Origin of the sequence: Streptomyces sp. NPDC091682, from assembly GCF_044756625.1 — a bacterium.
Lineage (GTDB): Bacteria > Actinomycetota > Actinomycetes > Streptomycetales > Streptomycetaceae > Streptomyces.
Genome location: NZ_JBIVTH010000006.1, coordinates 338,954 through 359,619, shown reverse-complemented (window position 1 = coordinate 359,619; position 20,666 = coordinate 338,954). Strand labels below are relative to the sequence as shown.

Below are 20,666 nucleotides of genomic sequence, written 5' to 3'. Positions count from 1 at the left end.
TCTCAGTGGGTCAGGCCTGCTCGGCGTCGGCGGCCGGGGCAGCCTCGGCAGCCTCGGCAGCCTCGGCGGCCGGGGCGGCGGCCTCGGCCGGGGCGGCCTCGGCGTCGTCGGCCTTCTTCTCGCCCTCGAGCAGGTCGCGCTCCCACTCGGCGAGCGGCTCGGCGGCGGCCTTCTCGCCCGGCTTCGAGTCACCGGTCGCAGCGCCGGAGCGGGCGATGAGGCCCTCGGCGACGGCGTCGGCAATCACGCGGGTGAGCAGGGTGACGGAGCGGATCGCGTCGTCGTTGCCCGGGATCTTGTAGTCGACCTCGTCGGGGTCGCAGTTGGTGTCGAGGATCGCGACGACCGGGATGTGGAGCTTGCGCGCCTCACCGACGGCGATGTGCTCCTTCTTGGTGTCGACGATCCAGACGGCGCTGGGAACCTTCGACATCTCGCGGATACCACCGAGGGTCTTCTCCAGCTTGGTCTTCTCGCGGGAGAGGACCAGGAGCTCCTTCTTGGTGAGACCCGAGGCCGCGACGTCCTCGAAGTCGATCGCCTCAAGCTCCTTCAGACGCTGAAGGCGCTTGTAGACGGTGGAGAAGTTGGTGAGCATGCCACCCAGCCAGCGCTGGTTGACGTACGGCATACCAACGCGCGTCGCCTGCTCGGCGATGGCCTCCTGGGCCTGCTTCTTGGTACCGACGAACATGATGGAGCCACCGTGCGCGACGGTCTCCTTCACGAACTCGTAGGCGCGGTCGATGTACGACAGCGACTGCAGCAGGTCGATGATGTAGATGCCGTTGCGCTCCGTGAAGATGAAGCGCTTCATCTTCGGGTTCCAACGGCGGGTCTGGTGACCGAAGTGGACGCCGCTTTCCAGCAGCTCCCGCATCGTGACGACGGCCATGGCCATCTCCTTGGTTTCTCGGTTTGGTTCCTGACGCCCCTCCGCGCCCTGCCCCCATGAGGGACCGAGAGACGCTGTCACCTGGCTGTTTCAGCCTGGTGCCGGGGCGTGCGAAGTCGACCCGGTGACCCGGATCGCCACAAGAAGTGTACGGGACCCGGCGGTATGCCGGGTGACGCCGTTGTCCACAGCGCCGCGGCCGTCCACAGGCCGGGGCGGCGGTCCGGGCGCAGGCGGGACGCTGGGTCCATGACGACCTTGCTGCTCAGCCTGCTCCTGGCCCTGGCCCAGCCGGCCCTTCCCGGGGTCCGCCCGCTGCCCGCTCCACTGTCGGTGGCCCGCTGGTGGGATCCACCGCCGACCCCCTACGCGGCCGGTCACCGCGGTGTGGACCTGTCCGCGCCGGTGGGCGCAGAGCTCCGGGCGGTCGCGGCCGGCCGGGTCCACCACGCCGGGCCCGTCGCCGGGCGCGGCGTGCTCTCGCTGGCCCTGCCGAACGGGCTGCGCACCACCTACGAGCCGGTCCGCCCCCTGGTCACGGAGGGCGAGCAGGTCGCGGCGGGCCAGGTGGTGGCGGTCCTGACGGACGGCTCGCACTGCCCGGCGTCCTGCCTGCACTGGGGCCTCTTGGCGGGCGAGGTGTACCTCAACCCGCTCGTCCTCCTCCCGCGCCCGACGCCACGTCTCCTACCGGCCGAGCAACCCGCCGACGATTGAGGCACGGGGTCCTTCCGGGGCGCAGCCCCTGGGGCCTCAGCCCCGGACGCCCCGCAGGGCCATGGCGACGGCGGCCTCCGTCACGACGGCGGGATCCTCCGCCGCGCCGAGCTCGATCCGCCGCACAGCAGCGTCCACGACCCCCTGCAACAGCATGGCGGCCAGTCGCGGCTCGGCGTGCCCCAGGCCGCCCAGCGCCTCGACGATCATCGCCACCAGCCCGCCGTGGGCCGCGCGGATCTTCTCGCGCGCCCCGGCGTCCAGCTCGCTGGCCGAGATGGCCACGACCGCCCGGTGCCGCCGGTCGCCCACCAGCCCCAACTGGCTGCGGACGTAGGCCTCGATCTTCGCTTCCGGCGACTGCGCCTGCTCCATCGCCGCTTCGATCTCGGCGGCCCACACGGGGAAGTCCACGGCGCACAGTTCTTCGACCACGGCGGCGCGGGAGCGGAAGTACTCGTACACGGAGGACCGGGCGAGCCCGGTCCGCTCCGCGAGGGCGGGGAAGGTCAGCGCCTCCGTCCCGCCTTCGGACAGCAGGGAACGCGCGGCGTCCAAGAGGGCGCCGCGCTGCATCGACCGGTGCTCGGCCACGGAGGCCGCTCGAATCCTGGGCACGCATCCACTCTACGGAGGTAGCGCAAGCTCACCTCCCCACATCTGCCAACTTTGCGCGCAACTGCAGGACGGACTTGGTGTGGATCTGACTGACCCGGCTCTCGGTGACGCCGAGGACATTGCCGATCTCGGCCAGCGTGAGCCCCTCGTAGTAGTAGAGGGTCACCACGGTCTTCTCCCGCTCGGGGAGCGTGTTGATGGCCCGCGCCAACAGGCGCCGCAGCTCGCGGTCCTCGGCCACTGCCACCGGATTGTCGGCGGCGGTGTCCTCCAAGGTGTCCATCAGCGAGAGGCGGTCGCCGCCCTCCCCGCCGACGTGCAGCAGCTCTTCCAGGGCGACCACGTTGGCCAGCGACAACTGGCTGAAGACGGTGTGGAGATCCTCCACCCCGATCCCCATCTCCCCGGCGACCTCGCTCTCCGTCGGGGTGCGCCGCAGCTGGGCCTCCAGCGTGGCGTAGGCCCGTTCCACGGCGCGCGCCTTCTGCCGGACCGAGCGCGGGATCCAGTCCAGCGCCCGCAGCTCGTCGATCATCGCGCCGCGGATCCGGGTGATCGCGTACGTCTCGAACTTGATCGACCGGTCGACGTCGAACTTCTCGATGGCGTCGATCAGCCCGAAGACCCCGGAGGAGACGAAGTCGGCCTGCTCCACGTTGGGCGGCAGGCCCACGCTGACGCGGCCCGCCACGTACTTCACCAGGGGCGAGTAGTGCAGGATCAGCTGCTCCCGCAGCCGCTCGTCACCCGACTCCTTGTACGAGCGCCACAGCACCTCCAGGGACGAGGGCGCGGTGGACCGCACGCTGCCTCGGGCAGCGGGGGGCACCGCAGCGCGGTCGGACCCTGAGGTGTGCTGGGGCATGCTTCGCCTTTGCCGGAGCCGGATTCCTTGGGAGCGTAGCGTGACGAGATTGTCGCGGTGCGCGAAGAGTACGGGATGGCGCGGGGGCCGGGAGGCGCCCGAACTCACGCGGGCAACCCGGGACCGGCGCCTGGCGCTCGGTCCCGGCGACCGCCACCGGGAAGACCGCGTCTCTCATCGCTTTCACTCTTTCACCGGAACACCCCAGGTCAACGACCGCCTCGCCGGGCAGCTCCGGTTTGTGTGCCTCCTCCAGCCGTTTGTCTGCTCAACTGCCAGCCGTCGCCCTGCCGTTCGACGAACCCCAGAGAGTGAAGTTCGTACAGTCTGCCGATGACTTCATCGGCGCCGGTGCCGGAGGCAAGTGCCAGCTCGGCGACGTCCGCCGGGCGGCCGACGGGCAGCGCTTCGAGCACACGGGCGGCGTCCGGGTCCAGCAGGTCCCGGGCGAACACCGGGCCGCGCCGCTCGGGAGCCAGCTCGCCCATGGCTCCGACCAGCTCGACCACCTCGGCCGCGTCGGTGACGACCACGGCCTCGCCCCGCAGCAGTTCGTGCACCCCGGCCGAGAGCCCGCTGGTGGCGGGCCCGGGCACCCCCATGGTGAACCGCCCCAGGCGCTGCGCCCGCCGGGCCGTGACCAGCGAGCCGCTGCGGTGCGCCGCCTCCACGACGACCGTGCCCCGGGTGAGGGCCGCGATGACCCGGTTGCGCAGGACGAACCGGGTGGGCGTCGGATGGCTACCCGGTGGCAGCTCCCCGAGGATCAACCCCTGCCCGGCGATCCGGCCGAGCAACCCGGCGTGTCCGCGCGGGTAGGCGACGTCCACCCCGCAGGCCAGTACCGCCGCTGTCGCGCCGCCCGAGGCGAGGGCACCCCGGTGGGCGGCGCCGTCGATCCCGAACGCGGCGCCGGACACCACGACCCAACCCCGCTCGGCGAGACCGGCGGCCAGGGTCTGGGCCATGTGCGCGCCGTACGGGGTGCAGGCGCGGGCCCCGACCACGGAGACCGAACGCAGCGCCCAGGTGCGCAGGTTCGGGCGGCCCCGCACCCACAGTCCGACGGGCCGCTCGTCGCCCAGGTCGTCGAGTTGCGTCGGCCACTGCGCCGATCCCGGGTGGACGAACCGGCCTCCCGACTCGGCGGCGTTCGCGAGGTCCCGCTCGGGTTCGGCCAGCGCGGCCCGTCTGCGGTACCCGGCGAGCCGCTCGGGCCCCACCCCGGACAGGGTGTCAGGCTCCGCCCCGGTGGCGGTCAACAGCTGTATCAACCGCACCGCGCCGAACTCGCGCAGCCACCGGCCGCCGTGCGCGTCGCCGGGCTCCAGCACCCGGGTGAGCGCCGCCCGCGCCAGCAGTTCCGCGTCCCCGGAGCCGGTCATGTCCCGGCCCTCGGCAGCGACATCGCCCCGCGGGCGATCCCGGTCCGCAGCTCCAGCGCCACGGCCACGTCCAGCGCCTCGGGCCGGTCCCGCCCCCGTAGGTCGGCCACCGTCCAGGCGACCCTCAGCACCCGGTCCAGCCCGCGCGCGGTGAGCAGCCCGCGTTCCAGATCGCGCTCGGCGGGGGCCAGAGCGCCGGGCCCGGCCTGCCACCGGGTGCGCAGTTCCTGCCCGGGCACTTCGGAGTTGAGCCGCCACGGCGTGTCGGCGAGCCGGGCCGCGGCGCGCTCCCGGGCCTGACGCACCCGGTCGGCGACCACCGCGGTGGGTTCCCCGCGGCCGCCCCGCCCCAGCAGGTCGCTGCGGTTCACCGGCTCGACCTCCACCCTCAGGTCGACCCGGTCGAGCAACGGCCCGGACAGCCTCGCCTGGTAACGGCGGATCACCGAAGGCGGGCATTCGCAGCCGGCTCCGTGCAGGGTGTGGCGCCCGCACGGGCACGGGTTGGCGGCGAGCACCATCAGGAACCTGGCGGGCAGCCTTACCACTCCGGCGGCGCGGGCGATGACCACGTGCCCCGATTCGAGGGGCTGCCGCAGCGCGTCCAGCGCCCGGCTGTGGAACTCCGCGGCCTCGTCCAGGAAGAGCACGCCGCGGTGGGCCAGGGAGACCGCCCCGGGCCTGGGGATCCCGGTCCCGCCGCCCACCAGCGACTGCATGGTCGCCGAATGGTGCGGCGCGCAGTAGGGCGGCCGTGCGACCAGCGGTTCGCCGGGCGGGAGGATTCCCGCGACCGAGTGGACGGCCGTGACCTCCACGGAATCCTGACGGGTGAGCGGTGGCAGGAGCCAGGGCAGCCGTTCGGCGAGCATGGTCTTGCCCGCTCCGGGCGGTCCGCTGAGGAAGAGGTGGTGTCCTCCGGCGGCGGCGACCTCCAGGGCGCGGCGCGCCGTGTGCTGTCCCGCCACGTCGGCGAGGTCGGGGAAGTCCGTGCCGTCCTCCCGGCCCGGCCGGCCCCGGGCGAGGCCCGTGCCCAGTTCCGCCCCGGGGACGAGCAGTCCGGCCAGTATCGGGTCCGGCCTGCCGGGCGGGTCGCCCGGCTCTTCCTCGGGGACCTCCTCGCCGGTCAGGACCGCGATGAGCTGGCGCAGGCTGCGGACGCCGAGGACCGAGACGTCCGGTACGAGCGCGGCCTCGGCCGCGCACTGCTGCGGCACCACCACCTGCCGGTAGCCGGCCTCCGCCGCTGCGAGGACCGCCGGCAGGATCCCGCGGACCGGGCGCACGCGGCCGTCCAGCCCCAGTTCCCCGATCAGGACGAGGTCGGCGATCGTGCCCGGGTCGACCACCTCGGCGGCCCCGAGCACGGCGGCCGCGACGGCCAGGTCGAAGCCGGCGCCGGATTTCGGTACGGAGGCCGGGCTCAGTCCGACCGTGAGCTTCTTCTGCGGCCAGGCGGCCCCCGAGTTGACCACGGCCGCCCGCACCCGGTCCCGGCTCTCGACCAGGGTCTTGTCCGGCAACCCGACCAGGGTGAAGGCGGCCACGCCGGGCTCCAGGTCGGCCTGTACCTCGACCACCACGCCGTCGACGCCGACCAGGGCCACGGAGCAGGCTCGCGCGAACCCCATCAGGCCGCCCCCCTGACGTGTTCCACGAGGGGGGCGCCGCGCCGCGGCAGCAGAACCCCGACGAGGTCGATGCGCACCCCGCCCGGGGGTGGTCCGCCGTGGTCGGCGAGCCAGCGCCCGGCCAGAGTGCGCAAGCGCTCGGCCTTGGCGGGCCGCACGGCGGCCATCGGATGCTCGAACTCGCCCGCCCGGCGGGTCTTGACCTCGCACACGACGAGGGCGTCCCCGTCCCGGGCGACGATGTCGATCTCGCCGCCGCGGCACCGCCAGTTCCGCGCGATCACGGTCATCCCGGCCTCGGTCAGCCGCCGGGCCGCGAGCTCCTCGCCGTACCGCCCCAATGCCTGCTGTGCCACGCCCTTCGCGTTCATCCGGCACCACCTCCGGCACCGACGGTCCCGCACCCCCCGCCCACCTTGTGGATCTTGGTGGACAGTCCGGCCGTTGTGGACGAACGCCTCACCCTTGCGGGTGAGGCGGCTCGGCCGTGCCGGCCCTCAGCTGCCGGGCAGTTCGAGGTCGCTCTTGTTGAGCTCCTCGATGTTCACGTCCTTGAAGGTCAGCACCCGCACCTTCTTCACGAAACGGGCCGGGCGATACATATCCCAGACCCAGGCGTCGGCCATGGAGACCTCGAAGAACACCTCCCCCTGAACCGAATGCACCTGCATCTCATAGTCGTTCGTGAGGTAGAAACGGCGTTCCGTCTCGATCACATACTTGAACAGCCCGACGACGTCGCGGTACTCCCGATAGAGCTTCAGCTCCATCTCGGTCTCGTACTTTTCGAGGTCCTCGGCACTCATGGCATGTTCCCCTTCAGCCGTGCGTCCCCCTATTGTGCGCCAGGCCCCTGCGCCCCTAAACGATTTCCGGGGCCAGGACCACCGGCTCACCCGGAGGACCGTCGTCGAGCAGCGTACGGAGCAGCTCGGCGAGTCTGGTCGGGTACACCGTCTCATGGGCCGCGAGAAGTTCCTCGGAGGTCCACCACCTGGCTCCGGTGACGCTGCGCCGCTCCAGCTCGGTGAGGCCGCCCAGCTCGGTCTCGGTCTGGGCAGTCCGGGCGAGGAAGTACCACTCGTCCTGTTCCCAGCGCCGCCCGTCGAAGGGGAAGGAGCAGTAGCGGTGCCACAGCACCGGGCCCAGCTCCACCTCCGTGATCCCGGTCTCCTCCGCCAGCTCGCGCAGTGCGGCCTGTTCCCGGCTCTCGGTCCCCTCCAGTCCGCCGCCGGGGGTGAACCACCAGTCGTCGCAGGGGTCGGCCGGTTCAAAACCGTGCAGCAGCAGGATCCGGTCCGCCGGGTCCAGCAGGATCACCCGCGACACCTTCCGGCGGCCGTGCCCGGCCGCCGGGTCAGCGGACACCGGCCCGCTCCCGCTGCCGGCCGCGCGCAAGGACCCGTACGACCGGCCCGTACGCGGCCCCCAGCGCCACCAGGACCGCCCCGGCCAACACCGTCACCACCTGGAGGCGCAACGGCCCGGGCCGCGAGATCCCGCCGGGCAGGGCGGCGTAGGTGGCCGGCCGCTCCAGCATCGTCACGGAGGGCCAGGCCAGGGCGTCGACGCGGGCACTGACGGCCGATCGGGGAACGGACCCCTGCCCGGCCTCCTGCAGGTGGGCCCGGGAGTCCAACGAGGCGGACCGCCGGTCGCCCAGCAGGAAGAGGTTGCCTTCGGGGACCGCCACCTCGAAGGGGGTCCCGGTGGGCGCGGTCTGTCCGGGCGGCATGGCCAGGCCCGTCTCCGGCTTGGTGGTGTCGGCGTACGGCTCGTCCAGCGGGGTGCCGTTGACCGTCAGCTCGCCGACCGCGCCGCAGCACTTCACGACGTCGCCGCCGATGCCGACGACCCGCTTGACCATGGGCGAATCGCTCCACTGGGAATCGGTGAAGATGACCACGTCCCCGCGGTGCACGTCGGCGCCGTCGATGCGCTGCGCCAGCACCCGGTCCCCCGGCCGCACCGTGGGCATCATCGAGTCGGTGGGGACCATGTAGGGCCGGTAGACGACCGCACCCCACGCGAAGCCGCCCAGGAAGAGCGCAAAGCCGATGGCCACGGCGATTCCCGACAGCACATTGCCGAGACCACCGCGGCCATCCTTGCCCGTACGTATTGCTTGTGTTCCGCCCATTGCAGCGCCCCCACACTTCGGGATCGTCGACCTGGGCGGCACCCTACCCGCCGGTACGGCCCCTGGTCAGCTTCTGCCTGCGCCACATGACGAGCGGAACGGCTCCCACGAACCCCAGCGCGGCCGGACCGAGCCCGACCGGGGCCAGCCCGGCGGCCCCGAGGCCGAGCGCGGTAGCCGCGGCCTGGTTGCCGATGCCCGGCTGGTCGAAGGTGTCCGGGACCGGCAGGGTGGACCAGCGGGTGATCGGCCACGCGACCACCACGGCCCGCCCGACGACCTTGTCCACCGGGACGAAGCCCTTGGTGGAGTCCTGCTGGTGCCAGCGGGAGTCCTCGGAGTTCTGCCGGTGGTCACCCATGACCCAGATCTTGCCCTTGGGCACGGTGATCGGGCCGAACGGGAAGTCGTCGCACGGGGTGTTGCCGGGGTAGATGTACGGCTCGTCCAGCTCCTTGCCGTTGACGACGACCGGTCCCCCCTTCTTGCACTCGACCGTGTCCCCGCCGATCGCGATGACCCGCTTGATCAGGTCCTTCTCGGAGGGGTCCGGCATGAGGCCGATCTTGCTGAGCACCGTCTGGAAGATGTTCGGCTCGGGGGTGGGCTGCCCGGACAGCCAGTCCGCGGGGTCGTGGAAGACGACGACCTCGCCGCGCTCGGGCTCGGAGCCGAACCACGGGGTCAGCTTGTCCACCAGCACCCGGTCGCCCATCTGCAGGGTGTTCTGCATCGAGGCCGACGGGATCGAGAACGCCTGGAGCAGGAACGTCTTGATCAGCAGGGCCAGCAGCAGGGCGATGCCGATGAGGAGCGGGAGCTCCTTCCAGAAGGACCGGTGCGCATGCTCCTGGGCATCGCCGTCCTCCTCGGCCTCGCGCCCGACGGCGTCGTCCGGCCGCTCCTCGCCTTCGTCGCGTCCGGACCGTGCGCCTACCGCCACGTCCCCCACATCCACTCCTCACTCGCGATTGCCGCCCGCGCCGAACCCGGCACGGGCCCTCCCCTCCCTTAACGAGCGGGAGTTCCCTAAGGCGCGGGAGACCGAGGACACACTATGCGAACGGTGCTCCCCGTCGGCGCCGTCGCCGGCCGCGTCCCTCGCGTCGCGCCTGATCGGGCACCATGCGGAAGGTCGCCGGCTGCTCCAGCTTGGCCCAGTGCCCGTAGGGCCAGGCGATCACGACGGCCTGCCCGACCACCCCGCTCGCGGGGATGGTGCCCTGAAAGCCCTCGTCGAGGTGGAACCGGGAATCGGACGAGTTCGCGCGGTGATCGCCCATCACGAAGAGCCGGCCCTCCGGCACCTGCACGTCGAACGTGATGTCCGAAGGAGTGTTGCCCGGGTTCACGTACGGCTCATCGAGGGGCGATCCATTGACGGTGACCCGGCCCTGGCCGTCACAGCACTTGACGGTGTCCCCGCCGACGCCGATGACCCGCTTGATGAGGTCCTGCTCGTCGGCCGAGGGCAGCAGGCCGATGAAGGTGAGTGCTTGCTTGATCTGCTTGACGACGATGGGGTCCTTGGGTGGACGGGCCGCCTCGCCCTTGAGCCAACCGCCGGGGTCCTTGAACACGACGACGTCGCCGCGCTTGATCTCGGAGCCGAACCACGGCGTCAGCTTGTCCACCAGGACGCGGTCGCCGATCCGGATCGTCTGCTCCATCGAGCCCGACGGAATGAAGAAGGCCTGTACCAGGAAGGTCTTGAGGAGCAGTGCGATGCACAGCGCCACGACCACCAGCAGCGGCACCTCGCCGGCCCGGCGCGTGCGGCGGCGCCGGCGCACCTTGCGGGCCGTCCGGCGCCGTTCGGCCCGGCCGCCTTCCAGCCGGCCCCCCACCAGTGGAGCCGGGGTGGGCTCCGGCTCGGGTTCGGGCTCGAAGTCCCAGTCCCGTCCGCCCCTCTTCCGCCCTCGGCTACCCATGGCCACCGCCGACGCCGTCCCAGCGCGAGAGCGGCCAACCGATCCAGTCGGCCCGCCCGATCACGTTCTCCACCGGCACCATCCCCCCGCCCGGTTCCCCCAGGTGGTCCCGGGAGTCCCGGGACTGGGAACGATGATCACCCATGACCCAGAGGGTCCCAAGCGGTACGACGATCCGGAAGGGCACCGCCGAGGGCGCGTCGCCGGGGTGGAGGTACGGCTCCTCCAGCGGCACGCCGTTGACCGCCACCCGCCCTGCCGCGTCGCAGCACACCACGTCGTCGCCGCCGACGCCCACGACCCGCTTCACGAAATCGGTGTCGGACGGCTCGGCCAGCCCGAGCGCCGAGGCCGCGCCGTGCAGCACGGCGCCGACCGGATTGCCCTCGGGGCGTTCGCGCACGAACGAACCCGTGCCGTCGAACACCACCACGTCCCCGCGCTGCGGCTGCCCGCCGAAGCGGTAGGCCAACTTGTTGACCAGTACCCGGTCCCCGACCTGGAGCGTCGGCTCCATGGAGCGGCTCGGGATCAGGAAGGGCTGGACCACGAAGTTGCTGAACAGCAGCAGGAAGGCGGTGCAGAGCACCCCGAGCGCCCCGGCGCGGCGCCACGTGAGGGGTCGCCCGCCGGCCGTCCGCCCGGTCCGGGAGAACGCAAAACGCGGCCGCCCGTCCCCCTCGAGGGGGGAAGAGTGGCCGCGCTGCGTGTGAGGTGCTTCGGTGTCCATCAAGGGCGAGCCTATCCGGCCGCCTCCGGACTCCGGGAGTGACCTCAGCGGTCGCGCTTCTCCTTGATCTTCGCGGCCTTGCCGCGGAGCTCACGGAGGTAGTACAGCTTGGCGCGGCGAACGTCACCGCGGGTGACGAGCTCGATCTTCTCGAAGATCGGGGAGTGGACCGGGAAGGTACGCTCCACGCCGACGCTGAAGGAGACCTTGCGCACGGTGAAGGTCTCGGAGACACCGGCGCCCTGGCGGCGGATGACTACGCCCTTGAACTGCTGGATACGGGAGCGGTTGCCCTCGATCACGCGGACGTGCACGTTGATCGTGTCACCCGGGCGGAAGGCCGGGACGTCCGAGCGGAGCGTGGCGGCGTTGACGCCATCGAGCAGGTGAGACATGTTCTTCGTCTGCTTTCTTCGCATGACGCCACAGGTCGCCAGTGCGGGTTTCCGTAGAGAATTCGGGAGCCGTGGGACTCGGCGGACGACGGTCCCCCTGTGGCAGGGGCGCCCGCGAGGACACAGCAGCCGCCTATTCTTCCACGGCCCGGGCCCTGCGCCAAAATCGGCCGTCGGCGGTCGGCTGCCAGCCCAGGATGGAGAGGATCTCCCGGTCCTTCTTGTCGAAGCCGGCGGCCTCGCAGCGCTCGATCAGGTCGGGGCGGTTCTGCGCGGTCCGACGGAAGGCCTCGTCCCGGCGCCACCGGGCGATCTTCCCGTGGTGCCCGCTGAGCAGGACGTCGGGAATGTCCCGGCCGCGCCACACCGGGGGCTTGGTGTAGACGGGCCCCTCCAGCAGGTTCGCCATCTCGCCCGGTGCGAAGGAGTCGTCGCGGTGCGATTCGGCGTTGCCGAGCACCCCGGGCAGCAGCCGCGCCACGGCCTCGGTGACCACCAGCACGGCGGCCTCGCCGCCCGCCAGGACGTAGTCGCCGATGGAGACCTCGTACACCGGCATGCGCGTGGCGTACTCGTCCATGACCCGGCGGTCGATGCCCTCGTACCGGGCCGGCGTGAAGATCAGCCAGGGCCGCTCGGAGAGTTCGACGGCCAGTTCCTGGGTGAAGGGGCGGCCGCTGGGGGTGGGCACGACCATGACGGGACCGTGCGCGCCCGCCTCGTAGCCGTCGGCCAGCGCGGAGTCCAGGGCCTCGCCCCACGGCTCGGTCTTCATGACCATGCCGGGACCGCCGCCGTACGGGGTGTCGTCCACCGTGTTGTGGCGGTCGTACGTCCACTGCCGCAGGTCGTGCACGTGTACGTCGAGCTGCCCGCGGGCACGCGCCTTGCCGACGAGGGAGACGTTCAGCGGTTCCAGGTACTCGGGGAAGATCGTGACGACGTCGAGCCGCATCAGGCGTCGTCCCCGGAATCCGTGGCGTCCTCGTCCCGGGTCGAGACGATGACGGCGTCACGCTCGTCGATCAGCCCGGGCGGCGGGGTGATGACGCAGCGCTGCTCTTCCAGGTCGATCTCGGCGACGATCTCCTCCACGAAGGGGATCATCACCTCGGAGCCGTCCGGCCGCTCGACGATGAAGAGGTCCTGGGAGGGCAGGTGGGAGATCTCGGTGATCCGGCCAATCTCGGTGCCGTCCTCCAGCACCACGTCCAGGTCCATCAGCTGGTGGTCGTAGTACTCGTCCTCCTCCTCCGGCAGCTCGGAGGGGTCCACCTCGGCGATCAGGAGGGTGTTGCGCAGCGCCTCGGCTCCGGTGCGGTCCTTGACGCCGGCGAAGCGGAGCAGCAGGCGCCCACTGTGCACGCGACCCGTCTCGATCGTCAGCGGTCCCGCCGTCGCGGGCTCCGTCTTGAGCACGGCGCCGGGACTCAGTCGCAGTTCCGGCTCGTCGGTGCGCACCTCGACGGTGACCTCACCCTTGATGCCGTGGGCGCGGCCGATCCGCGCGACTACCAACTCCACTGTGCTCTTCCCTTACTGCGGCGTGGTTGCTCACATCAATGGTCACTCCTGCCCGGGGGCAGAAACGACACGGGCCGGGGCGGGCGAACTACGCCCTCCCCGGCCCGTGCCGGTGAATCAACTGCTCAGCGGACCTGGTCCACGTCGACGAGGTCGACGCGGATCCCCCGGCCGCCGATGGCGCCCACGACGGTACGCAGAGCACGTGCGGTGCGGCCGTTGCGGCCGATCACCTTGCCGAGGTCGTCGGGGTGAACCCGGACCTCGAGCACCTGCCCGCGGCGCAGGTTGCGCGAGGCGACCTGCACTTCGTCGGGGTTGTCCACAATGCCCTTTACGAGGTGCTCAAGAGCCTCCTCGAGCATGCTCAGGCCTCGGTCGACTCGGCGGCGGCGTCAGCCTCGTCCGCCTTCTTGTCGGCCTTCTTCTTCTGCGTGATGGCCTCGCCCTTGCCCTCGCCGATGCCCTCGAGGGCCTTGGCGAACTCGTCGAAGGAGCGACGCTTGCTCTCCTTCGTCGCCGGCTGCAGGAGCGGCGCCGGGGCGGGGAGACCCTTGTGGGCCTGCCAGTCACCGGTCAGCTTCAGGATGGCGAGCACAGCCTCGGTGGGCTGGGCGCCGACGGACAGCCAGTACTGCGCACGCTCGGCGTTGACCTCGATGCGCGACGGGTTGTAGGTCGGGTGGTAGATACCGATCTCTTCGATCGCGCGACCGTCCCGGCGGGTGCGGGCGTCGGCGACGACGATGCGGTAGTGCGGCTGGCGAATCTTGCCGAGGCGCTTGAGCTTGATCTTGACTGCCACTGGAGTGGTGTCTCCTGAACTTGACGTGGTTGGGCACATGAGATGCCACGTGGGGTTGCGGTACTCGGGTGCCCGATGGACGCGTCAGCCGGAGGAGAGAGGGGTCCTATGCGACTGTCGAGTACAGCTAGTCATTGTGCCATACGCCTGCGGCACGCTCAGCCGGACGGGTAGGACCGGCGCCCGCCGGCCGGACGGGCCACCGGCTGCGCGCGCCGGGGACGGTGACCCGGCGCCCGCTGCGCCATGGTGGCCCCGGCGCCGACGCGGACGGCGGTCAGGAGGCCGCGGCGATGGCCACGTCGGGGATGCGGAAGGGCTTCATGCAGCCACCGCACACGATCGGCGCCTGGGCCAGCACGGAGGGGACCACCCGGACGTTGCGCCCGCAGTCACAGACGGCCTTGACGCGCACGCCGCCACCGGAGGAGCCGTGCCGGGCCGCCGGGCCGCGGAAGCTGCGCTTGGTGTCCGCCGCGGTGGCGACCGTGTGCGCCTTCAGCGCGCGCTGCAGCCGCTCGATGGTGGGACGGTAGCGCCGCTTCGCCTCCGGATTGAGCGTGACCAGGGAGAAACCGCTGCTGGCGTGCGGCTCCTCGGAGTGGTCCAGCCCCATTTCCTCGGCGATCGCGAGGAATCTGCGGTTGTGGTAGCGGCCGGCGCGCGAGGTGTCGCGGACACCGCGGGCGGCGGCGATGCCGTGGACTGCCTCGTGCAGCAGTCGCTCGAAGGAGAGCTCGGCGCCACAGGCGGACGAGGACTCTCCGATCAGGGACTCGGGCGCGGCAAGGTCAGGCAGCTCGGGGTGGTACCGCTGAATGTCGGCCCACGCCTGCGCCAGCTCTGCGGCGAGAACAGGTGGTGTCGTGCTCACGTCGTGACAACGAGCCGAGGTGCCCGGGTGTTCCGATTCCGGGCCATTCCAAATTTTTTGCACGTACCAGTCAGTTCACTCTGATGCGTCCTGACGAGGACGGGTGCGCCAATCTCAGGAGGAGTCGGTACGTAACGTCGACCAAAACCTCCCGCTCGGCCGACACGAACCGGCCCCGGCGCGCGGCACGAGCCGCACGCCGGGGCACGAGAGGGCCGGTCGGCCCGGTCAGTACGAGCGCGCGACGATCGCGAGCGTACCGGGGGCGTCGTCCGCCTCCGGGACCGACCCGTCCTCAGCGATCAGGCAGCGCACGGAGACGGCCTGCTCGGCCAGCTTCGCCTCGCCCTCCGGACCGAGGTCCGCCCACGGGATCCGCGCCCAACCACCGGCGACGGCGGCCTCGGCGGCCTCCCCGATCGTCGTGACGTCGGAGGTGCGGGCCAGCCGGCGCTCGCGGGACTCGCGCAGCAGCTGCGCCTGGTCCTCGTCCAGCACCTTGGGCAGCAGGTCGGCGAGGGCGTCGATCTGCACGGGGGTCTTCCCGCCCGGGATCCGGCGGGCGAGCATCGCGGTGCCGGCCTCCAGGTCACGGGGGCCGATCTCGATGCGGACCGGTACGCCCTTGAGCTCCCAGTCCACGGCGCGGCGGCCGAAGGGGGTGTCGACGCGGTCGTCGACCTGGACCCGCAGGCCGGCGGCCTTCAGCTGGGCACCCAACTCACGGACCTTGGCCACGGCCTCGTCGCCCTTGATCGCCATGACGACGACCTGGACGTGCGCGAGGCGCGGCGGGACCCGCAGGCCGTTGTCGTCGCCGTGGGACATGATCAGGCCGCCGACCATGCGGGTCGAGACGCCCCACGAGGTCTGCCAGACGAGCTCCTGCTTGCCTTCCTTCGACAGGTACTGGGTGTTGAAGGCCTTGGCGAAGTTGGTGCCGAGCTCGTGGCTCGTGCCCAGCTGCAGGGCCTTGCCGTCGCCCATCATGCCCTCGAGGGTGAGGGTGTTGATGGCGCCGGCGAAGCGCTCCTTGGCGGTCTTGCGGCCGAGCACGACGTCGATGCCGAGCACGTTCGTCATGAAGTCGCCGTAGACGTCCGTGTGGATGCGGGCCGCGTAGTCGCGGGCGTCCTCGTACGTGGCGTGGGCGGTGTGGCCCTCCTGCCAGAGGAACTCGCTCGTACGGAGGAACACGCGCGGGCGCATCTCCCAGCGGACCACGTTGGCCCACTGGTTGATCAGCAGGGGCAGGTCGCGGTAGCTCTGGACCCACTTGGAGAAGTAGTCGTTGATGATCGTCTCGGACGTGGGCCGGACGACGACCGGCTCTTCCAGTTCCTTGCCGCCGCCGTGCGTGACGACCGCGAGCTCGGGGGCGAAGCCCTCGACGTGCTCGGCTTCCTTCGTCAGGTACGACTGCGGGATGAAGAGCGGGAAGTACGCGTTCTGGGCGCCCGCGTCCTTGATGCGCGCGTCCATTTCCTGCTGCATCCGCTCCCACAGGCCGTAGCCGTACGGTCGGATGACCATGGTGCCTCGGACCGGACCGTTGTCGGCCAGCTCGGCCTTGTTGATCAGATCCTGGTACCAGCGGGGGAAATCCTCCGCCTGCGGGGTGAGAACGGGTGCCTTTGCCATGCCGCGAATCGTACGGCGCCCGGCACACGATGCGTGAATCGGGTGCCGCGCTCCTCTGGACGCGGGGGCGAATGGGGAGTTCTCTGGCAACGGGGGCAAGGGGGCGAGACGGAATCAGGAGCGCTCTTTCGATGACACCGACGGCCACGCTCGTCGCCCGGGACTGGGCGGAGATCCAGGAACGGATGCTCGTACCGCTGTACGAGGCGGTCTACGACCGACTGGAGGTCGGGCCGGGCGACCGGCTGCTCGACCTGGACTGCGGGGCCGGGCTGCCCCTGTTGCTGGCGGCCGGGCGGGGAGCCGTGGCCACCGGCGTGGAGGCGGATCCGGCCCGGCGGGCGCTGGCCCGCGAGCGGCTGCTGGAGGTCCTGGCGGCTCCGCCGGAACCGCCGGCCCCGCCCCGCCCGTACGACGCCCTGCTCGCCTTCTCCCCGGCTCCCGCAGCCCTGGCCGCGGCCCTGCCCGCGGTCCGCCGCGGCGGGGCGGTGGTCCTGGCCGACTGGGGGCCCGCGGAGCGCTGCACCGTGCCCTCGGTCCTCGGCGGCGGGCCCGCGCCGCGGGACCTGGACGCGCTGGTGGAGCGGGCCGGGCTGAGACCGGACGGTTCCGGGCGGGTGTTCTGCCCGTTCGGGTACGCGGACGTGGACAGCGCGGTGCGCGGACTGCTGTCGACCGGGCTCTACGACGCCACCGACGATGCCGACGGCGCGGCCGATCCCGTGCTGGCGGAGAAGGAACTCGCGGAGGCGCTTCACCCGTTCGAGCGGTCCGACGGCGCCGTGTGGCTGCCGAACATCTTCCGGTACGTGATCGCCCGGGTGGACTGACGGCGCTCCTCAGTCGGTGCCGTGCCCCTTCGTCAGCCGCGTGATGCCCGCGGCGGCGTAGGCGGCCGGTTCGTCCAGGGTCTCGCTGGCGAGGAGGGCCTCGGCCAGGGCGTCCAGCTGTGGCCGGTGGTCGCGCAGCAGGCGGCAGGCCTCCAGGTAGCACTCGTCCACGATGCGCCGCATCTCGTGGTCGACAGCGTCGAGGGTGGCGGGGGCGGCCGAGAGTCCGTAGGGGCTCTGCCCGTCGGAGGGGATCGCGGTGAGGCGGCCGATCCGCTCGCTCATGCCCCAGCGGCCGACCATGCCGCGGACGATGTTGGTGACCTGCTCCAGGTCGTTCTCGGCGCCGGTGGTGATGACCTCGTAGACGACGTGCTCGGCCGCCATGCCGCCGAGCGCGCCGATGATGCGGCCGCGCAGGTACGGCTCGGTGTAGGCGTACCGGTCCGCGTCCGGGGTCGAGAGGGTGACGCCCAACGCGCGGCCGCGGGGCACGATCGTGATCTTGCGGACCGGGTCGGCGCCCGGCTGGAGCATGCCCAGCAGGGCGTGGCCGCTCTCGTGGTAGGCGGTGCGGCGGCGTTCCTCCTCCGGCATGACCAGCGGCCTCTCGGCGCCGAGCTGGACCTTCTCCAGGGCGTCCGACAGGTCCGCCCGGGTGACCTGGGTCTGCTGGCGCTTGACGGCCAGCAGTGCGGCCTCGTTGGCCAGGTTGGCCAGGTCCGCTCCGGTCATCCCGGGGGTGGTGCGGGCCACGTGTGCCAGGTCGACGCCCTCGGCGAGCGGGATGTCCCGGGTGTGGATGCGCAGGATGGCCTCGCGGCCGGCCCGGTCGGGCGGGGAGACGACCACCATGCGGTCGAAGCGGCCGGGGCGGGTGAGGGCGGGGTCGAGCACGTCCGCGCGGTTGGTGGCCGCGAGGACGATCACGCCCTCCGAGCCGGAGAAGCCGTCCATCTCGGTGAGGATCTGGTTGAGGGTCTGTTCGCGTTCGTCGTGGCCGCCCATGGCACTGCCGCCGCCGCGGGCCCGTCCGATGGTGTCGATCTCGTCGATGAAGATGATCGCGGGGGCCACCTTGCGCGCCTCGGTGAACAGTTCGCGCACCCGGGAGGCGCCGACCCCGACGATCATTTCGATGAACTCGGAGGCGGAGGCGGAGAAGAAGGGCACCCCGGCCTCGCCCGCGACCGCGCGCGCCAGCAGGGTCTTGCCGGTGCCGGGCGGGCCGGAGAGCAGGACTCCGCCGGGCATCCGTGCGCCCATCTTCCGGTACGCCTGCGGGTTCTTGAGGAAGTCGACGACGTCGTTGAGCTCCCCCTCGACCTCGTCGATGCCCGCCACGTCCTCGAAGGTGGTGCGGCGGGCGCCCGTCTCCAGCTCGACCGGCTTGGGCGGGGCCTTGCGGCCCAGCGCGCCCGTGCCGCCCATCCCGGAACCCATCCGGCGGGCGATCACCACCCACAGGAGGACCAGCAGCAGCATCGGGGCGAGGGAGAGCAGCAGGTTGGCGAGGAAGCTGCGCTGCACGACGACCGGGGAAGCCGTGACGGTCACGTTCTGCTTGGTGAGGTCGGCCCACAGCGCGTCGTCGGCGAAGGCGGGGCGTTGGGTGACGAATTTCGTGTAGTCGCCCTTGTCGCCGTCGGGCAGCGGCTGCTTCGTCTTGAGCTCGCCCTGGATGGCGTCGCCCTTGGAGTAGATCTTCTCGACGTTGCCCGCGGCGACCTGCTTGCTGAACTCGGTGTACGAGATCGTCGGCTCGTCCCCCTCGTTGAAGAAGGACAGCACGAGGTTGGCCACGAGATAGACGATCAGGGCCGCGAGGATCAGCCCCCGCCAGCCGCCGGGCAGCCCCTTCTTCTTCGGTGGAGGACTCGGCGGGGCGCCTTCCGAGCGCCAGGGGGTGTCGGCCCTGTCGCGGGGAGGTACGGGGGTGGGGCTGGGCACGGGGCGCCTCCTTCTGCCATCCTCCCGGCCGACCATAAGGGATATGTCGGGCCACCGCTCCGGTGGAGAAGCAGGAGGGCCCCGACCGTGCGAACACGGCCGGGGCCCTCCTCACCCACCTGCGCGGGTGCTACTTCATGAACTTCTTGAACTCGTCCGGAAGGTCGAAGTCCCCGCCGTCCTGGCCGCCCGCCGGAAGGCCGAAGGGGTTACCGGCGGCCGCGGGCTCGATCGCCTGCGGGCCCTGCTCGCGGCGGGCCGCGGCTGCGGCCTCCTCTTCCTTGCGCTTCATCGGGTTGCCGCTCTTGCGCTTGCCCTTGGCCTGCTTGACCTGCTTCTTCTGCCGGCCGGGGCCGCCGCCCATCCCGGGCATGCCCGGCATGCCCGGCATGCCGCCGCCCTGGGCCATGCGGGACATCATCTTGCGTGCGTCGAAGAACCGCTCGACCAGCGACTTGACCGCGCTGACCTCGGTGCCGGAGCCCTTGGCGATGCGGGCACGGCGCGAGCCGTTGATGATCGTCGGGTCGTGGCGCTCGGCCGGGGTCATCGACTTGATGATCGCGGCGGTGCGGTCGACGTCGCGCTCGTCGATGTTGTTGATCTGGTCCTTGATCTGCCCCATGCCGGGCAGCATGCCGAGCAGCTTGGAGATGGAGCCCATCTTGCGGACCTGCTCCATCTGGGCCAGGAAGTCGTCGAGCGTGAACTCCTTGGGACCCTTGGCGAGCTTGGCCGCCATCTTCTCGGCCTCGGCCTGCGAGAAGGTCTTCTCGGCCTGCTCGATGAGGGTGAGCATGTCACCCATGTCGAGGATCCGGCCCGCCATGCGGTCGGGGTGGAACGCGTCGAACTCGTCGAGCTTCTCGCCGTTCGAGGCGAACATGATCTGCTTGCCGGTGACGTGCGCGATGGAGAGCGCGGCACCGCCGCGGGCATCGCCGTCGAGCTTGGAGAGCACGACGCCGTCGAAGCCGACGCCGTCACGGAAGGCCTCGGCGGTGTTGACCGCGTCCTGGCCGATCATGGCGTCGACGACGAAAAGAATCTCTTGCGGTGTCACCGCGTCACGGATGTCCGCCGCCTGCTGCATCAGCTCGGCGTCGATGCCGAGGCGGCCGGCGGTGTCGACGATGACGATGTCGTACTGCTTGGTCCGCGCGTACTCGACGGAGTCCTTCGCGACCTGGACCGGGTCGCCGACGCCGTTGCCGGGCTGGGGCGCGTACACGGCCACCCCGGCGCGCTCGGCGACGACGGAGAGCTGGTTGACGGCGTTGGGGCGCTGGAGGTCGCAGGCGACCAGCAGCGGGGCGTGGCCCTGCCCCTTCAGCCAGAGGCCGAGCTTTCCGGCGAGGGTGGTCTTACCGGCACCCTGGAGACCGGCCAGCATGATCACGGTGGGGGCGGTCTTGGCGAAGCGCAGCCGCCGGGTCTCGCCGCCGAGGATGGTGACGAGCTCGTCGTTGACGATCTTGAGCACCTGCTGAGAGGGATTCAGCGCCTTGCTGACCTCCTCGCCCCGGGCCCGCTCCTTGACGTTCGCGATGAACGAGCGGACGACGGGCAGGGCGACATCTGCCTCGAGGAGCGCGATACGGATTTCCCGGGCCGCTGCGTCGATGTCAGCCTCGGACAGCCGGCCTTTGCCGCGCAGGCCCTTGAAGGTATTCGCCAAGCGGTCGGAGAGCGTATCGAACACGGTGGTCGCGATTCCTCGGGTCGGGGGCGTTGT

The 20,666-nt window shown here is 71.3% G+C and carries 23 protein-coding genes; 2 read left to right on the top strand and 21 right to left on the bottom strand.

Features of this window, described 5'->3' with window-relative positions; translation table 11 throughout:
* Positions 1-10: 10 nt before the first annotated feature.
* Complete coding sequence (rpsB, locus tag ACIQK6_RS16970; protein WP_329098820.1) at positions 11-895, bottom strand: 30S ribosomal protein S2; 885 nt, start codon at positions 893-895, stop codon at positions 11-13.
* Between the two features lie 249 nt (positions 896-1,144).
* On the opposite strand from rpsB, the gene ACIQK6_RS16965 reads away from it, so the two are divergent.
* A complete protein-coding gene (locus ACIQK6_RS16965) occupies positions 1,145-1,612 on the top strand; it encodes a M23 family metallopeptidase (RefSeq protein WP_329098821.1) in 468 nt (155 codons plus the stop codon).
* A gap of 36 nt (positions 1,613-1,648) precedes the next feature.
* Here the strand turns inward: ACIQK6_RS16965 and ACIQK6_RS16960 are convergent, their stop codons facing one another.
* The 18 genes from ACIQK6_RS16960 to proS all read right to left on the bottom strand — a co-directional run bounded on the left by ACIQK6_RS16960 (position 1,649) and on the right by proS (position 16,151).
* Complete coding sequence (locus ACIQK6_RS16960; protein ID WP_030012407.1) at positions 1,649-2,206, bottom strand: TetR/AcrR family transcriptional regulator; 558 nt, start codon at positions 2,204-2,206, stop codon at positions 1,649-1,651.
* Between the two features lie 52 nt (positions 2,207-2,258).
* Positions 2,259-3,095: an RNA polymerase sigma factor WhiG gene (whiG, locus tag ACIQK6_RS16955; protein WP_328788535.1), complete on the bottom strand. Its 837-nt coding sequence runs from the start codon at positions 3,093-3,095 to the stop codon at positions 2,259-2,261.
* A 209-nt stretch (positions 3,096-3,304) separates the two neighbouring features.
* On the bottom strand, positions 3,305-4,480 hold the full coding sequence (dprA, locus tag ACIQK6_RS16950; protein WP_329098822.1) for a DNA-processing protein DprA: 1,176 nt from the start codon (positions 4,478-4,480) through the stop codon (positions 3,305-3,307).
* Positions 4,477-6,111, bottom strand: coding sequence for a YifB family Mg chelatase-like AAA ATPase (locus ACIQK6_RS16945; RefSeq protein WP_329098823.1), 1,635 nt, complete (start codon positions 6,109-6,111; stop codon positions 4,477-4,479). The genes dprA and ACIQK6_RS16945 overlap by 4 nt, the downstream gene beginning before the upstream one ends.
* Entirely contained in the window at positions 6,111-6,482 is a 372-nt protein-coding gene (locus ACIQK6_RS16940; RefSeq protein ID WP_329098824.1) for a YraN family protein, read from the bottom strand. Before ACIQK6_RS16940 ends, ACIQK6_RS16945 begins: the two co-directional genes overlap by 1 nt.
* 126 nt (positions 6,483-6,608) lie before the next feature.
* Positions 6,609-6,917, bottom strand: coding sequence for a DUF2469 domain-containing protein (locus ACIQK6_RS16935; protein WP_329098825.1), 309 nt, complete (start codon positions 6,915-6,917; stop codon positions 6,609-6,611).
* 55 nt (positions 6,918-6,972) lie between these two features.
* Positions 6,973-7,479 (bottom strand): NUDIX hydrolase, encoded by a 507-nt coding sequence (locus ACIQK6_RS16930; RefSeq protein ID WP_329098826.1) that lies wholly within the window; start codon positions 7,477-7,479, stop codon positions 6,973-6,975.
* Entirely contained in the window at positions 7,469-8,251 is a 783-nt protein-coding gene (lepB, locus tag ACIQK6_RS16925) for a signal peptidase I (RefSeq protein ID WP_402695007.1), read from the bottom strand. The genes ACIQK6_RS16930 and lepB (ACIQK6_RS16925) overlap by 11 nt, the downstream gene beginning before the upstream one ends.
* Positions 8,252-8,294: 43 nt before the next feature.
* Positions 8,295-9,194, bottom strand: coding sequence for a signal peptidase I (gene lepB, locus ACIQK6_RS16920; protein WP_329098828.1), 900 nt, complete (start codon positions 9,192-9,194; stop codon positions 8,295-8,297).
* Between the two features lie 112 nt (positions 9,195-9,306).
* Positions 9,307-10,182, bottom strand: a complete 876-nt coding sequence (gene lepB, locus ACIQK6_RS16915; protein ID WP_402695006.1) for a signal peptidase I — start codon at positions 10,180-10,182, stop codon at positions 9,307-9,309.
* On the bottom strand, positions 10,175-10,912 hold the full coding sequence (lepB, locus tag ACIQK6_RS16910) for a signal peptidase I (protein WP_402695005.1): 738 nt from the start codon (positions 10,910-10,912) through the stop codon (positions 10,175-10,177). The genes lepB (ACIQK6_RS16915) and lepB (ACIQK6_RS16910) overlap by 8 nt, the downstream gene beginning before the upstream one ends.
* A gap of 44 nt (positions 10,913-10,956) precedes the next feature.
* Positions 10,957-11,307 (bottom strand): 50S ribosomal protein L19, encoded by a 351-nt coding sequence (gene rplS, locus ACIQK6_RS16905; protein ID WP_030011886.1) that lies wholly within the window; start codon positions 11,305-11,307, stop codon positions 10,957-10,959.
* Positions 11,308-11,440: 133 nt separating this feature from the next.
* A complete protein-coding gene (trmD, locus tag ACIQK6_RS16900; RefSeq protein ID WP_329098830.1) occupies positions 11,441-12,262 on the bottom strand; it encodes a tRNA (guanosine(37)-N1)-methyltransferase TrmD in 822 nt (273 codons plus the stop codon).
* Positions 12,262-12,831, bottom strand: a complete 570-nt coding sequence (gene rimM / locus ACIQK6_RS16895; RefSeq protein ID WP_329098831.1) for a ribosome maturation factor RimM — start codon at positions 12,829-12,831, stop codon at positions 12,262-12,264. Before rimM ends, trmD begins: the two co-directional genes overlap by 1 nt.
* 125 nt (positions 12,832-12,956) lie before the next feature.
* Positions 12,957-13,196 carry an RNA-binding protein gene (locus ACIQK6_RS16890; RefSeq protein WP_030011889.1) on the bottom strand — a complete coding sequence of 80 codons (240 nt, stop codon included), beginning with the start codon at positions 13,194-13,196 and terminating at the stop codon, positions 12,957-12,959.
* 2 nt (positions 13,197-13,198) lie between these two features.
* Positions 13,199-13,636, bottom strand: coding sequence for a 30S ribosomal protein S16 (gene rpsP / locus ACIQK6_RS16885; RefSeq protein ID WP_266605403.1), 438 nt, complete (start codon positions 13,634-13,636; stop codon positions 13,199-13,201).
* 277 nt (positions 13,637-13,913) lie between these two features.
* Entirely contained in the window at positions 13,914-14,510 is a 597-nt protein-coding gene (locus tag ACIQK6_RS16880) for a hypothetical protein (protein WP_329098832.1), read from the bottom strand.
* 228 nt (positions 14,511-14,738) lie between these two features.
* The gene (gene proS / locus ACIQK6_RS16875) at positions 14,739-16,151 is read right to left on the bottom strand and encodes a proline--tRNA ligase (protein WP_266605399.1); all 1,413 of its coding nucleotides are present in this window, start codon (positions 16,149-16,151) and stop codon (positions 14,739-14,741) included.
* Between the two features lie 131 nt (positions 16,152-16,282).
* Between proS and ACIQK6_RS16870 the strand changes: the two genes are divergently transcribed.
* Entirely contained in the window at positions 16,283-16,981 is a 699-nt protein-coding gene (locus ACIQK6_RS16870) for a methyltransferase type 11 (RefSeq protein ID WP_329098833.1), read from the top strand.
* A 9-nt stretch (positions 16,982-16,990) separates the two neighbouring features.
* Here ACIQK6_RS16870 and ftsH read toward each other — a convergent pair whose 3' ends face one another.
* The gene (gene ftsH / locus ACIQK6_RS16865) at positions 16,991-18,931 is read right to left on the bottom strand and encodes an ATP-dependent zinc metalloprotease FtsH (protein WP_329098834.1); all 1,941 of its coding nucleotides are present in this window, start codon (positions 18,929-18,931) and stop codon (positions 16,991-16,993) included.
* 130 nt (positions 18,932-19,061) lie between these two features.
* A complete protein-coding gene (gene ffh / locus ACIQK6_RS16860) occupies positions 19,062-20,633 on the bottom strand; it encodes a signal recognition particle protein (protein WP_402695004.1) in 1,572 nt (523 codons plus the stop codon).
* Positions 20,634-20,666 lie beyond the last annotated feature (33 nt).

What these genes read in the sequence shown, in the direction of transcription:
- rpsB (WP_329098820.1), bottom strand. Translation starts at nt 895, where the DNA reads ATGGCCGTCGTCACGATGCGGGAGCTGCTGGAAAGCGGCGTCCACTTC.
- ACIQK6_RS16965 (WP_329098821.1), top strand. Translation starts at nt 1,145, where the DNA reads ATGACGACCTTGCTGCTCAGCCTGCTCCTGGCCCTGGCCCAGCCGGCC.
- whiG (WP_328788535.1), bottom strand. Translation starts at nt 3,095, where the DNA reads ATGCCCCAGCACACCTCAGGGTCCGACCGCGCTGCGGTGCCCCCCGCT.
- dprA (WP_329098822.1), bottom strand. Translation starts at nt 4,480, where the DNA reads ATGACCGGCTCCGGGGACGCGGAACTGCTGGCGCGGGCGGCGCTCACC.
- ACIQK6_RS16945 (WP_329098823.1), bottom strand. Translation starts at nt 6,111, where the DNA reads ATGGGGTTCGCGCGAGCCTGCTCCGTGGCCCTGGTCGGCGTCGACGGC.
- ACIQK6_RS16940 (WP_329098824.1), bottom strand. Translation starts at nt 6,482, where the DNA reads ATGAACGCGAAGGGCGTGGCACAGCAGGCATTGGGGCGGTACGGCGAG.
- ACIQK6_RS16935 (WP_329098825.1), bottom strand. Translation starts at nt 6,917, where the DNA reads ATGAGTGCCGAGGACCTCGAAAAGTACGAGACCGAGATGGAGCTGAAG.
- lepB (WP_402695007.1), bottom strand. Translation starts at nt 8,251, where the DNA reads ATGGGCGGAACACAAGCAATACGTACGGGCAAGGATGGCCGCGGTGGT.
- lepB (WP_402695006.1), bottom strand. Translation starts at nt 10,182, where the DNA reads ATGGGTAGCCGAGGGCGGAAGAGGGGCGGACGGGACTGGGACTTCGAG.
- lepB (WP_402695005.1), bottom strand. Translation starts at nt 10,912, where the DNA reads ATGGACACCGAAGCACCTCACACGCAGCGCGGCCACTCTTCCCCCCTC.
- rplS (WP_030011886.1), bottom strand. Translation starts at nt 11,307, where the DNA reads ATGTCTCACCTGCTCGATGGCGTCAACGCCGCCACGCTCCGCTCGGAC.
- trmD (WP_329098830.1), bottom strand. Translation starts at nt 12,262, where the DNA reads ATGCGGCTCGACGTCGTCACGATCTTCCCCGAGTACCTGGAACCGCTG.
- ACIQK6_RS16890 (WP_030011889.1), bottom strand. Translation starts at nt 13,196, where the DNA reads ATGCTCGAGGAGGCTCTTGAGCACCTCGTAAAGGGCATTGTGGACAAC.
- proS (WP_266605399.1), bottom strand. Translation starts at nt 16,151, where the DNA reads ATGGCAAAGGCACCCGTTCTCACCCCGCAGGCGGAGGATTTCCCCCGC.
- ACIQK6_RS16870 (WP_329098833.1), top strand. Translation starts at nt 16,283, where the DNA reads ATGACACCGACGGCCACGCTCGTCGCCCGGGACTGGGCGGAGATCCAG.